General features: G+C 63.9%; 13 protein-coding genes and 5 tRNA genes. 17 read left to right on the top strand and 1 reads right to left on the bottom strand.

Going from position 1 to position 11,106, the window contains the following annotated elements; translation table 11 throughout:
- Positions 1-9: 9 nt before the first annotated feature.
- Complete coding sequence (locus tag U5N23_RS18065; protein ID WP_416208631.1) at positions 10-1,311, bottom strand: efflux RND transporter periplasmic adaptor subunit; 1,302 nt, start codon at positions 1,309-1,311, stop codon at positions 10-12.
- 161 nt (positions 1,312-1,472) lie between these two features.
- Here U5N23_RS18065 and U5N23_RS18060 point away from each other — a divergent pair, with 161 nt between their 5' ends.
- The 17 genes from U5N23_RS18060 to rplL all read left to right on the top strand — a co-directional run bounded on the left by U5N23_RS18060 (position 1,473) and on the right by rplL (position 10,955).
- A complete protein-coding gene (locus tag U5N23_RS18060) occupies positions 1,473-2,123 on the top strand; it encodes a TetR family transcriptional regulator (protein WP_322594136.1) in 651 nt (216 codons plus the stop codon).
- Between the two features lie 67 nt (positions 2,124-2,190).
- Positions 2,191-2,266, top strand: a tRNA-Arg gene (locus U5N23_RS18055).
- 260 nt (positions 2,267-2,526) lie between these two features.
- Complete coding sequence (locus tag U5N23_RS18050) at positions 2,527-2,868, top strand: hypothetical protein (protein ID WP_322594135.1); 342 nt, start codon at positions 2,527-2,529, stop codon at positions 2,866-2,868.
- A gap of 235 nt (positions 2,869-3,103) precedes the next feature.
- Positions 3,104-3,346 carry a FeoA family protein gene (locus U5N23_RS18045; RefSeq protein ID WP_322594134.1) on the top strand — a complete coding sequence of 81 codons (243 nt, stop codon included), beginning with the start codon at positions 3,104-3,106 and terminating at the stop codon, positions 3,344-3,346.
- The gene (gene feoB / locus U5N23_RS18040; RefSeq protein WP_322594133.1) at positions 3,343-5,238 is read left to right on the top strand and encodes a ferrous iron transport protein B; all 1,896 of its coding nucleotides are present in this window, start codon (positions 3,343-3,345) and stop codon (positions 5,236-5,238) included. Before U5N23_RS18045 ends, feoB begins: the two co-directional genes overlap by 4 nt.
- Position 5,239: 1 nt before the next feature.
- Entirely contained in the window at positions 5,240-5,497 is a 258-nt protein-coding gene (locus tag U5N23_RS18035; RefSeq protein WP_322594132.1) for a DUF6587 family protein, read from the top strand.
- 235 nt (positions 5,498-5,732) lie between these two features.
- A tRNA-Tyr gene (locus tag U5N23_RS18030) sits at positions 5,733-5,818 on the top strand.
- 69 nt (positions 5,819-5,887) lie between these two features.
- Positions 5,888-5,961: transfer RNA gene (locus U5N23_RS18025), tRNA-Gly, on the top strand.
- A 64-nt stretch (positions 5,962-6,025) separates the two neighbouring features.
- Positions 6,026-6,100: transfer RNA gene (locus U5N23_RS18020), tRNA-Thr, on the top strand.
- 76 nt (positions 6,101-6,176) lie between these two features.
- Complete coding sequence (gene tuf / locus U5N23_RS18015; RefSeq protein ID WP_322594131.1) at positions 6,177-7,367, top strand: elongation factor Tu; 1,191 nt, start codon at positions 6,177-6,179, stop codon at positions 7,365-7,367.
- Positions 7,368-7,376: 9 nt separating this feature from the next.
- Positions 7,377-7,452: transfer RNA gene (locus U5N23_RS18010), tRNA-Trp, on the top strand.
- 89 nt (positions 7,453-7,541) lie between these two features.
- Complete coding sequence (gene secE, locus U5N23_RS18005; RefSeq protein ID WP_322594130.1) at positions 7,542-7,925, top strand: preprotein translocase subunit SecE; 384 nt, start codon at positions 7,542-7,544, stop codon at positions 7,923-7,925.
- Between the two features lie 4 nt (positions 7,926-7,929).
- Positions 7,930-8,526: a transcription termination/antitermination protein NusG gene (gene nusG / locus U5N23_RS18000; protein ID WP_007850053.1), complete on the top strand. Its 597-nt coding sequence runs from the start codon at positions 7,930-7,932 to the stop codon at positions 8,524-8,526.
- 120 nt (positions 8,527-8,646) lie between these two features.
- Positions 8,647-9,078 (top strand): 50S ribosomal protein L11, encoded by a 432-nt coding sequence (rplK, locus tag U5N23_RS17995; RefSeq protein WP_322594129.1) that lies wholly within the window; start codon positions 8,647-8,649, stop codon positions 9,076-9,078.
- A 1-nt stretch (position 9,079) separates the two neighbouring features.
- Complete coding sequence (rplA, locus tag U5N23_RS17990; RefSeq protein WP_007850049.1) at positions 9,080-9,775, top strand: 50S ribosomal protein L1; 696 nt, start codon at positions 9,080-9,082, stop codon at positions 9,773-9,775.
- Between the two features lie 237 nt (positions 9,776-10,012).
- Positions 10,013-10,537, top strand: coding sequence for a 50S ribosomal protein L10 (rplJ, locus tag U5N23_RS17985; RefSeq protein ID WP_007850048.1), 525 nt, complete (start codon positions 10,013-10,015; stop codon positions 10,535-10,537).
- A 40-nt stretch (positions 10,538-10,577) separates the two neighbouring features.
- Complete coding sequence (gene rplL, locus U5N23_RS17980; protein WP_007850046.1) at positions 10,578-10,955, top strand: 50S ribosomal protein L7/L12; 378 nt, start codon at positions 10,578-10,580, stop codon at positions 10,953-10,955.
- Positions 10,956-11,106: the final 151 nt, after the last annotated feature.

The raw sequence follows: 11,106 nt of genomic DNA, 5'->3' as shown, positions 1-11,106 counted from the left end.
GGATGCCCCTTACTTCGACGCGGCGGCGGAGGCTGCAGGCGCGGCACCGGATGCCGCAGCGGCCGCTGGGGCTGCAGCGGGCGCGGCACCGGCGGCCTGCCATGGAACGGGCTTCACGGGTGTGCCCGGGGGCAGCATCTGCAGCTTCTGGAAGCCGTCGACCATGACCTTCTCACCGGCCTTCAGACCGTCGAGCACCACCCAGCGGTTGTTCTGCGCGGCGCTGATCTTCACGCTGCGCGGGCTGATCTTGCCGTCTTCGCCCACCACGCTCACCGTGTCACCCTGCTGGGTGCGCGTCACGGCCTGCTGGGGCAGGGTGATGGCGTTGCTGACCTCCGCCTGCTCGATCTGCACGCGCAGGTACAGGCCGGGCAGCAGCTCGCCCTTGGGGTTGGGCACTTCGGCGCGCAGCGTGACCTGTCCCGTCGACGCATCGACCGACAGGTCCGAGAACAGCAGCTTGCCCGGATGGGCGTACACCGAGCCATCGCCCAGCAGCAGCTTGACACTGGCGGCGTCGCCGCTGGCGCGCTTGAACTGGCCGCTTTCCATGGCGCGGCGCAGCGCGAACACGTCGCTGGCCGACTGGGTGAAGTTCACGTACACCGGGTCGATCTGCTGGATGATGGCCAGGGGCGTGGCTTCGCCCTGGCCGACCAGCGCGCCCTCGGTCACCAGGGCACGACCGATGCGCCCGGAGATGGGGGCCGTCACGCTGGCATAGCCGAGGTTGATGCCCGCCGTGCGCGTAGCCGCGCGACCGACCTCCACGTCGGCCTGGGCCTGCTTCTGGGCGGCCTCGGCGTTCACGAAGTCCTGCTTGCTGATGGCGTTGGCGGCCACCAGGGGGCGGTAGCGTTCCACCGTGGCGGTGGCCTGGGCCAGGTTGGCCTCGGCCTTGGCCAGGCTGGCCTTGGCGCTGTCGGCGGCCGCCGCGTAGGTGGCCGGGTCGATGCGGAACAGGGGCTGGCCGGCCTTCACGTCGCTGCCTTCACGGAACTGGCGCTGCAGCAGGATGCCGGCGGCCCGTGCACGCACCTGGGCGACGCGCGAGGCTTCCACCCGGCCGGGCAGTTCGGTGATCAGGCCCACATCGCCCGGCGTGGCGACCACCACACCCACTTCGACGGGAGGCATCTGGGGGCCGCCGCCGGCCGCGGCCGGGGCATCGGACTTGCCGCATGCGGCGAGAAAGATGGTCATGGTGCACAGAGCGGCCACTGGCAGCATTCGCGCCAGGGCAGGGATGCGCGCAATGCGGGGGGAGGGGTCACGCAGGCGAGGCATGGGAGTCCTTGTGTTGGGCATCAACGGTGATCACGGCAGGCTTCGCCGAGCAGCGGTGTGCGTCGGCGACTAAGAGTTTCTACCAATAGACGGGCAATTATACATACAACCATGGATGTATAATAGAGCGGGCACCAAATCCTGGCTGCCTGTGAAATTGCAATGAATGGGAGCTTGCATCCATGGTGCGCAGAACCAAAGAGGACGCGATTGCCACGCGCAACAGCCTGATCGATGCGGCCGAAAAGGTGTTCTATGACAAGGGTGTCTCCCGCGCGTCGTTGAGCGACATCGCCCTGGCTGCGGGCACGACCCGCGGGGCCATCTACTGGCACTTCAAGGACAAGGTCGATCTCTTCAATGCCATGATGGACCGGGTGACCCTGCCGCTGGAGCAGGGCTATGGCGAGTTCGAAGCCAGCGCCTGCCTGGATCCGCTGCAGCGCCTGCGCGCGGTGATGGCCCTGGTGCTGCAGAGCGTGGCCTCGGACGAGCGCACCCGCCGGGTGTTCGAGATCGCGATGCACAAGGTGGAATATGTGGGGGAACTGGTGGCCGTGCGCGAGCGCCACCTGGCCGCCAGCGACGGGTTCATCCGCCAACTGGCCCGCGACTTCGAGCTGGCCGCCCAGGCGCAGCAGGTGGGCATGCCGGTGCCGCCCATGGGCGCCGCGGTGGGGCTGCATGCATTGTTCGATGGCCTGATCCAGAACTGGATCCTTTCCAACGGCGTATTCGATCTCGCCGGGATCGGCCGGGTCTGTACCGACGCCTTCATCTCCGGCCTGGGCCTGCGGCTCGGGCCCCCGGCGCCGGCCCTGGACAGGCCGTGAACGGCGGGCCGGCCCCGCTTGTGCCGGGGCGGGCCTGCTGCATGCGATAATCCAGAGCTACACGCATGCGGCTGTAGCTCAGTGGATAGAGTATTGGCCTCCGAAGCCAAGGGTCGTGGGTTCGATCCCCGCCAGCCGCACCAACCCTTCTTGTGGAACGAATCGGGTCCCCTGCGTGGGCAGATCCGTCCCTCACGTATTGCTACTGCTGCGGAGAGCGTCCTTGCCTGCACCTGTGCACTCCCTGCCATCCATGGTCTCCACGCGGTCTCCATGCACTCCGTGGCAGATTCGTTTCCTCCTCTGCGCCCACATCCGTCCCCGCTGACGCCTTCCTGCGGGACCCGCGCGGCAGTGCTGCTGCTGCCGGTGGGTCCGATGCACCCCCAGACCACTGCTTTCCATGCCGCACCTGCTGTTCAAATGGGTCCTTCGCGAGGACCGCTACGAGTTTTCCGGCCAGGCGCAGACGCCGCGCGCGATGGAGTCCGAGGTCAACGAAGAGATCGTTGCCATCTGGGCATGGATCCAGCGCCAGAAACTGCGCCCCGGCCAGTTCGGCTGGGAGGCCACCCGGCGCACCATGACCAGCAAGGACGAGACCCTCACCGTGAGCCATGGCGCCATCGTTGCCGATGGCGGCACGGTTCTGCATCCGCAGGAAACACGTCTGGTCGTGACCCTGCCCGAGAAGGTGGCGGTGCAGTTCCGCTTCGAGTTCAACGTGGTGGATGACCGGCGCTGAGGCAGTCCACCCGTGTTGAGGCCAGGGGGTCGCCGGCGCGATGGCGGAACTTTGGCGGCCCCGCCGAATTCCATCCACCCCGCGAGGGCACGCTGGGTGAGGGGGCTGAATCGATGCAGATCCAGCGCAAACCCCCCGGTCGCCTGATATCCTAAAATACAAATAATTCTCGTTCATCCCTGGCGAACCCGACTGCACGGCATCGCGTGCCGTGGCTGGTGGCTGCCCTGTTCCCATGAAACTACCTGATCTTCCCGATGGCGCGCGGGCCGTGGTGGAGGGCGTTGTCTCCTCCCATCCCTTGATCGATGCCACGGCGCTGCGCCGGCTCGAGGAACTCGGATTTCTGGAGGGCGAACCGCTGACCGTGCTGCGCCGCGGCCCCGGCGGCGTGGAGCCCATCGCCGTGCAGATCGGCGATACGCAGTTCGCGCTGCGCATGCTGGAAGCCCAGTGCATCGCGGTGCGCCTGGTATGACGGCCCCAGCACTTTCTTCTGCCGCTGGCGCCTTGCCCAGTCTGGCGCTGGTGGGCAATCCCAATTGCGGCAAAACGGCGCTGTTCAACCTGATGACCGGGGCGCGCCAGAAGGTCGCCAACTATGCCGGTGTCACGGTCGAGCGCAAGACCGGCACCACGCAGCTGCGCGACGGGCGCAGCGCTGCGGTGATCGACCTGCCCGGCACCTACAGCCTGACGCCGGCCACGCCCGACGAGCAGGTGACGCTCGAAGTGATCGAAGGCCAGCGCGCGGGCGAAGCGGTGCCCGACCTGATCGTGGCGGTGGTCGACGCCACCAACCTGCGCATGAACCTGCGCCTGGTGCTGGAGCTGCGGCGCCTGGGCCGGCCCATGGTCCTGGCCCTCAACATGGCCGACGTGGCGCGCTCTCAGGGCCTCCAGATCGAAGTGCAGCGCCTGTCGGCCGAACTGGGCTGCCCGGTGGTGGAAACGGTGGCCGTCAAGCGCGACGGGCATGCCGCATTGATGGCGGAAATCGCTGCCCAACTCACCCGCCAGCCGGGTGGCGCACCGGTGTTGGCCCCTTTGGCCGCGCAGGCTGCGGGCACGGCCAGCGACCTGCAGCGCGAGGTGCGCCGCATCCTGGCGGCCGCAGCGCCTGCCGGGGGGCGCAACCAGCGCGTGCAGAACCGGCTCGACGCCCTGGTGATGCACCCGGTGTGGGGACTGGTGGTGCTGGCGCTGCTGCTGTTCCTGATGTTCCAGGCGGTCTTCTCGTGGGCCAACCTGCCCATGGATGCCATCAAGGACCTGATGGCCTGGCTGTCCACCCGGATCACCGACCACATGGCCGACGGCCCGCTGCGCAGCCTGCTGGTCGATGGCGTGATCGCGGGCGCGGGCGGGGTGCTGGTGTTCCTGCCGCAGATTCTCATCCTGTTCTTCTTCATCCTGGTGCTCGAAGATTCGGGCTACCTGCCGCGCGCAGCCTTCCTGCTGGACCGGCTGATGGGCAAGGTGGGGCTGTCGGGCCGTGCCTTCATCCCGCTGCTGTCGAGCTTTGCCTGCGCGGTGCCGGGCATCATGGCCACGCGCACCATCGGGCCGTGGAAGGACCGTCTGGCCACCATCATGATCGCGCCGCTGATGACCTGCTCGGCCCGGCTGCCGGTGTATGCGCTGCTGATCGGCGCCTTCATCCCCGCCACCCCGGTGGGCTGGTTCGACCTGCGCGGACTGGTGCTCTTCGCGTTGTACGTGGCGGGCGTGGTGTCGGCCATGGCCGTGGCCTGGCTGTTCAAGCGCCTGTGGATGAAGAGCAGTTACCAGCCGCTGATGCTGGAGCTGCCGCCGTACCGCATGCCGAGCCCGCGCAACCTGCTGCTGGGCCTGTGGGAGCGTGCACGCATCTTCATCGTGCGGGTGGGCACCATCATCTTCGCGCTGACGGTGGTGTTGTGGTTCCTGTCGAGCTATCCGGCGCCCCCCGAGGGCGCCACCGGAGCCGCCATCCAGTACAGCGCCGCGGGCTGGATGGGCCAGGCGCTGCAGCATGTGTTTGCGCCCATCGGCTTCAACTGGCAGATTTCCATCGCCCTGGTGCCAGGCCTGGCCGCGCGCGAGGTGGCGGTGGGTGCCTTGGGCACGGTGTATGCGCTGTCCGCGGCCGGCGACTCGGTGGCCGATGCGCTGGCACCCGTGATCGCGCAGACCTGGCCGCTGGCCACGGCGCTGTCGCTGCTGGCCTGGTTTGTGTTCGCGCCGCAGTGCCTGTCGACACTGGCCGTGGTGCGCCGCGAGACCAATTCCTGGCGCTACCCGGCGCTGATGGCGGGCTACCAGTTCGCGCTGGCCTATGGGGCCGCCTTCGCGACCTACCGTACCGCCCTGGTGATGGGAGGGGGCTGACATGAGTGCACAGATGCTGGTCGTACTGGTGGTCGTGGCCGCCTGCGCGGTGTATGCGGGCTGGAGCCTGGCGCCGGCCGTGGCTCGCCAAGCCGTGGCCAAGGCCGCGCTGCGGTTGCCGTTGCCCGGTTTCATGGCCCGCTATTTCGGCCAGGTCGCCTTGCGCGCCCGTGCGGGCTGCGGTTGCGATGGCTGCGATGCACCAGCGCCTGTTGCCAGGGAGCAGTCGATCCGCATCCATCGGCGCTCCGGGCCCTGAGCGCACGTCCGGGGTGCGGCGTTTGCCTGCAGGCGCCCACTTTTTTTTGCGCCCGACATGCACGACTGCGGTGCCAGGGCATTCCAGGCTGGCATAGAATCGCAGTCTCGGACAAAAACGCCGGTGCCCTCGCGAGAGGCGACGCGCAATGCCCGGGATGAAAAGTGGCACAGGAATTTTTCGGCATGCGCTTTTGCGAAGTGCAAAAATTCAGTGCTATAATTCGAAATTCTCCGGAGGGGTGCCCGAGTGGCTAAAGGGGGCAGACTGTAAATCTGTTGGCTTACGCCTACACTGGTTCGAATCCAGTCCCCTCCACCAGTAGAAGAAAATGAAAGCAGGTTGCGGCAGGTCCTTTGTGGGGCTGGGGTCGCAGGGCCAGTTGGCAGTGCGGGAGTAGTTCAATGGTAGAACCCTAGCCTTCCAAGCTAATGACGCGGGTTCGATTCCCGTCTCCCGCTCCATTGTTCGGTTTGCTGGTTGGTTGAGAAGTAGAAGTCTTTTGATGCTGTGAGAGCGGCTTCAATTGCCCATGTGGCTCAGTGGTAGAGCACTCCCTTGGTAAGGGAGAGGTCGCGGGTCCGATTCCCGCCATGGGCACCAAAAATTCTGGTGCATCCGCTTCAGGTTGCGCCGAAACCTTGTTGTGTAGTTGTAGATTTTTTTCGGAGTCGGAAAAATGGCAAAAGGTAAATTCGAGCGCACGAAGCCTCACGTCAACGTGGGCACGATCGGCCACGTGGACCACGGCAAGACGACCCTGACGGCGGCCATCGCCACGGTGCTGTCTGCCAAGTTCGGCGGCGAAGCCAAGGCATACGACCAGATCGACGCAGCACCTGAAGAAAAGGCCCGCGGCATCACGATCAACACCGCACACGTGGAATACGAAACGGCCAACCGCCACTACGCCCACGTGGACTGCCCCGGCCACGCCGACTATGTGAAGAACATGATCACCGGCGCTGCCCAGATGGACGGCGCCATTCTGGTGTGCTCGGCCGCTGACGGCCCCATGCCCCAGACCCGCGAGCACATCCTGCTGGCCCGCCAGGTGGGCGTGCCTTACATCATCGTGTTCCTGAACAAGTGCGACATGGTCGACGACGAAGAGCTGCTCGAACTCGTCGAAATGGAAGTGCGCGAACTCCTGGACAAGTACAACTTCCCAGGCGACGACACCCCCATCGTGCGCGGTTCCGCCAAGCTGGCCCTGGAGGGCGACAAGGGTCCCCTGGGCGAAGAAGCCATCATGAAGCTGGCTGAAGCGCTGGACACCTACATCCCCACGCCAGAGCGCGCTGTGGACGGTGCCTTCCTGATGCCCGTGGAAGACGTGTTCTCGATCTCCGGCCGCGGCACCGTGGTGACCGGCCGTATCGAGCGCGGCATTGTCAAGGTCGGCGAAGAAATCGAAATCGTCGGTATCAAGGACACCGTCAAGACCACCTGCACCGGCGTGGAAATGTTCCGCAAGCTGCTGGACCAAGGCCAGGCTGGCGACAACGTTGGCCTGCTGCTGCGCGGCACCAAGCGTGAAGACGTGGAACGCGGCCAAGTGCTGTGCAAGCCCGGCTCGATCAAGCCACACACCCACTTCACGGCTGAAGTGTATGTGCTGAGCAAGGACGAAGGCGGCCGCCACACCCCGTTCTTCAACAACTACCGTCCTCAGTTCTACTTCCGCACGACCGACGTCACCGGCGCGATCGAGCTGCCAGCGGACAAGGAAATGGTCATGCCAGGCGACAACGTGTCGATCACTGTGAAGCTGATCAACCCCATCGCCATGGAAGAAGGCCTGCGCTTCGCCATCCGTGAAGGCGGTCGTACCGTCGGCGCCGGCGTCGTGGCCAAGATCATCGCCTAATAGCGTTAAAGGGGTATAGCTCAATTGGCAGAGCGTTGGTCTCCAAAACCAAAGGTTGTAGGTTCGATTCCTACTGCCCCTGCCACTTGAATGTGGCCCCCAACAAGCCCGCCAGACCCTGGCGGGCTTCGGCGTCTTGGGCGACGCCGCGAATCGGAGCAGGAAACAATACACATGGCCACTTCCCAGGTTGAAACCGTCAATACCGGTGCTGACAAAGCCAAGCTCGCTGCTGTGGCCGCGCTGGTCATTGCGTCGGTCGCTGGCTTTTACTTGCTGAGCAAGCAGGGTGCGATCGCCCAGTGGGCCGCATTGATCGTCGGGCTGATTGCTGCCGCTGCCGTGTTCCTGGTGTCCGAGCCAGGCCGGCAGTTTGTCGCGTTTGCACGCGAAGCCTGGCGCGAGGTGAAGAAGGTCGTCTGGCCGACCCGCAAGGAGACCTTGCAGATGACGGCCTACGTGTTCGCGTTCGTCGTCATCATGGCGCTTTTCCTGTGGTTCACCGACAAGACCCTCGAATGGGTTTTGTACGACCTGGTTTTGGGCTGGAGGAAGTAACGCCATGACGACCACCCCTGTGGATACCACCGGAGCCGAGGCTCTGGCACCTGCAACGCCGGGCAATCCCGATCTGCGCTGGTACATCGTCCATGCCTACTCGGGCATGGAAAAGGCGGTCGAGCGCAACATTGTGGAGCGCATCGGCCGTTCGGGCATGGAGACCAAGTTCGGTCGCATCCTCGTTCCCACCGAAGAAGTCGTGGAAATGAAGAATGGCCAGCGCAAGACCACCGAGCGCCGCCTGTTCCCTGGCTACGTCTTCGTCGAAATGGTCATGGACGACGATACCTGGCACCTGGTGAAGCACACCAACAAGGTCACGGGTTTCGTGGGCGGTGCCAAGAACCGTCCTGCCCCCATCTCGGAAGACGAAGTGCAGAAGATCGTCAGCCAGATGCAGGAAGGCACCGAGAAGCCCCGCCACAAGGTGGAGTTCATGGTGGGCGAGCTGGTCCGCGTCAAGGAAGGCCCATTCACCGACTTCAACGGTTCGGTGGAAGAGGTGAACTACGAGAAGAGCCGTGTACGGGTGTCCGTCATGATCTTCGGCCGCTCCACTCCGGTGGAGCTCGAATTCGGCCAGGTCGAGAAGACCTGACCCTGTCGTTTTTTGGATGCCGCACCTTTCGACTCGGTGCGGATGAAAGTGTCGTGAGTCGTCAACCCCGGGGAGCTGCGGCCACATGGCCAAGGCGTTATCACCCGCAAGGAGTAAAGCATGGCGAAAAAAATCGTCGGTTTTATCAAGCTGCAAGTCCCAGCTGGTAAGGCCAATCCATCCCCACCGATCGGCCCAGCACTGGGTCAGCGTGGCCTCAACATCATGGAGTTCTGCAAGGCATTCAATGCGCAGACCCAGGGCGTTGAGCCAGGCCTGCCATTGCCCGTGGTCATCACGGCTTTCGCAGACAAGAGCTTCACCTTCATCATCAAGACGCCGCCTGCGACGACCTTGATCAAGAAGGCCATCAAGCTCGACAAGGGTTCTGCGAACCCGCTGAAGACCAAGGTCGGCAAGATCACGCGCGAACAGCTCGAAGAGATCGCCAAGACCAAGATGAAGGACATGAACGCTGCCAACGTCGACGCCGCTGTGCGCACGCTGGCTGGCTCTGCACGCTCGATGGGCGTGACGGTGGAGGGTTTGTAAGATGGCCAAGCTGACCAAGAAGCAAAAAGCCCTGCAAGGCAAGGTCGACAGCACCAAGCTGTACGCATTCGCCGAAGCAGTTGCGATCGTGAAGGAAGCCGCTACGGCCAAGTTCGACGAATCCATCGACGTGGCCGTTCAGCTTGGCATCGATGCCAAGAAGTCCGACCAGGTGGTTCGCGGCGCCGTGGTGCTGCCCAACGGTACCGGCAAGACGACCCGCGTGGCCGTGTTCGCCCAGGGCGCCAAGGCTGAAGAAGCCAAGGCCGCTGGCGCCGACATCGTCGGCATGGACGACCTGGCCGCCATGGTCAAGGCTGGCGACATGCCTTTCGACGTGGTGATCGCTGCCCCTGACGCGATGCGCGTCGTGGGTACGCTGGGCCAGATCCTGGGCCCACGCGGCCTGATGCCCAACCCCAAGGTGGGCACCGTGACGCCTGACGTCGCTACGGCCGTGAAGAACGCCAAGGCAGGTCAAGTGCAGTTCCGCGTCGACAAGGCCGGTATCGTGCACAGCACGATCGGTCGCCGCTCGTTCGACAACGACAAGCTGCAAGGCAACCTGGCTGCACTGATCGAAGCGCTGACCAAGGCCAAGCCTGCAACCAGCAAGGGTGTGTACCTGCGCAAGGTGGCAGTGTCCTCCACGATGGGCCTGGGCGTCCGCGTGGATACGCAGACCATCGCAGCGTAATTGCAAGAAATCTTCGGGCCGGCCTTCGGGTGGGTCCGATGTGGTGGGCTGGGGCTGCTTCGGTAGCCACAGGCCATCCAAGACCGTTGGTGCGCGATCCCGTCGCGCTTAAAGACACATAGACGCCAACGCAGATGGCGATCCCGCTGCAGATGGAAAATTTTCCTAAAACAGTTGGTCGCTGCAACAAGAGCGTGCACGAGGCAGTCGCCGAGTGCGCATTTTAAGGAGTAGACCTTGAGTCTTAATCGCAGTGAGAAAGAAGCGGTCATCAGTGAAGTGACCAGCCTCGCCGCTAAAGCTCAAACGCTTGTGATCGCGGAATACCGTGGCATCACGGTCGCCGACATGACCAAACTGCGTGTTGATGCTCGCAGCAAGGGCGTGACCCTGAGTGTTCTGAAGAACACCCTGGCTCGCCGTGCTGTGGCTGGAAGCGCATTTGACGTGGTGGCAGACCAGATGACCGGCCCGCTGATCTACGGCTTCTCCGAAGACGCTGTGGCCGCCGCCAAGGTGGTGGCCGATTTCGCGAAGACCAACGACAAGCTGGTGATTCGCGGTGGCGCTTTCGGTGGCAAAGCCCTGGATGTCAACGGCGTTAAGCAACTGGCCAACATTCCTTCCAAGGAAGTGCTGCTGGCTCAGATTTGTGGCTTGCTTATGTCCCCCATGTCGCGTACGGCCGTTGTGCTGGGCGCGCTGGCGGCGAAAAAAGGCGAAGGCGCTGCCGCACCGGCCGCCGAACCTGTCGCGGCTTGATTGCCCGATAGATAACCAACAAAATTGTTAGGAAATAAAAATGGCATTCGATAAAGACGCATTTTTGACCGCTCTGGACAGCATGACGGTTCTGGAACTCAATGACCTGGTGAAGGCCATTGAAGAGAAGTTTGGCGTGAGCGCTGCAGCCATGGCTGCACCTGCTGCCGGCGGCGGCGGCGGTGCTGCTGCTGCTGCAGAAGAGAAGACGGAATTCAACGTGGTGCTGCTCGAAGCCGGCGCCAACAAGGTTTCCGTCATCAAGGCAGTGCGCGAAATCACCGGCCTGGGCCTCAAGGAAGCCAAGGACCTGGTGGACGGCGCTCCAAAGAACGTCAAGGAAGCTATTGCCAAGGCCGACGCCGAAGCAGCAGTCAAGAAGCTGGTGGAAGCTGGCGCCAAGGCTGAACTGAAGTAATTCGGTCCCTTGCAAGGGCTGGAGTGCTCCTCGCGGGCCTCCAGCCTTTGGCGCTTTCAGAGCGCACCCGAAAGCCGCATCGAGAAAGCGGTTTTCGAGTGTCTTCTGACAACCCCGACAGCAGAAGATACCTTGGTTCGGGTGATGTGCA

Origin of the sequence: Acidovorax sp. (genome assembly GCF_034519795.1) — a bacterium.
Taxonomy (GTDB): domain Bacteria; phylum Pseudomonadota; class Gammaproteobacteria; order Burkholderiales; family Burkholderiaceae_C; genus Acidovorax.
Note: the sequence above shows the minus strand (reverse complement) of the source record. Positions and strands in the feature narration are given on the sequence as shown.

What these genes read in the sequence shown, in the direction of transcription:
- U5N23_RS18065 (WP_416208631.1), bottom strand. Translation starts at nt 1,311, where the DNA reads ATGCCCAACACAAGGACTCCCATGCCTCGCCTGCGTGACCCCTCCCCC.
- U5N23_RS18060 (WP_322594136.1), top strand. Translation starts at nt 1,473, where the DNA reads ATGGTGCGCAGAACCAAAGAGGACGCGATTGCCACGCGCAACAGCCTG.
- U5N23_RS18050 (WP_322594135.1), top strand. Translation starts at nt 2,527, where the DNA reads ATGCCGCACCTGCTGTTCAAATGGGTCCTTCGCGAGGACCGCTACGAG.
- U5N23_RS18035 (WP_322594132.1), top strand. Translation starts at nt 5,240, where the DNA reads ATGAGTGCACAGATGCTGGTCGTACTGGTGGTCGTGGCCGCCTGCGCG.
- rplK (WP_322594129.1), top strand. Translation starts at nt 8,647, where the DNA reads ATGGCGAAAAAAATCGTCGGTTTTATCAAGCTGCAAGTCCCAGCTGGT.
- feoB (WP_322594133.1), top strand. Translation starts at nt 3,343, where the DNA reads ATGACGGCCCCAGCACTTTCTTCTGCCGCTGGCGCCTTGCCCAGTCTG.
- rplA (WP_007850049.1), top strand. Translation starts at nt 9,080, where the DNA reads ATGGCCAAGCTGACCAAGAAGCAAAAAGCCCTGCAAGGCAAGGTCGAC.
- U5N23_RS18045 (WP_322594134.1), top strand. Translation starts at nt 3,104, where the DNA reads ATGAAACTACCTGATCTTCCCGATGGCGCGCGGGCCGTGGTGGAGGGC.
- rplL (WP_007850046.1), top strand. Translation starts at nt 10,578, where the DNA reads ATGGCATTCGATAAAGACGCATTTTTGACCGCTCTGGACAGCATGACG.
- secE (WP_322594130.1), top strand. Translation starts at nt 7,542, where the DNA reads ATGGCCACTTCCCAGGTTGAAACCGTCAATACCGGTGCTGACAAAGCC.
- tuf (WP_322594131.1), top strand. Translation starts at nt 6,177, where the DNA reads ATGGCAAAAGGTAAATTCGAGCGCACGAAGCCTCACGTCAACGTGGGC.
- nusG (WP_007850053.1), top strand. Translation starts at nt 7,930, where the DNA reads ATGACGACCACCCCTGTGGATACCACCGGAGCCGAGGCTCTGGCACCT.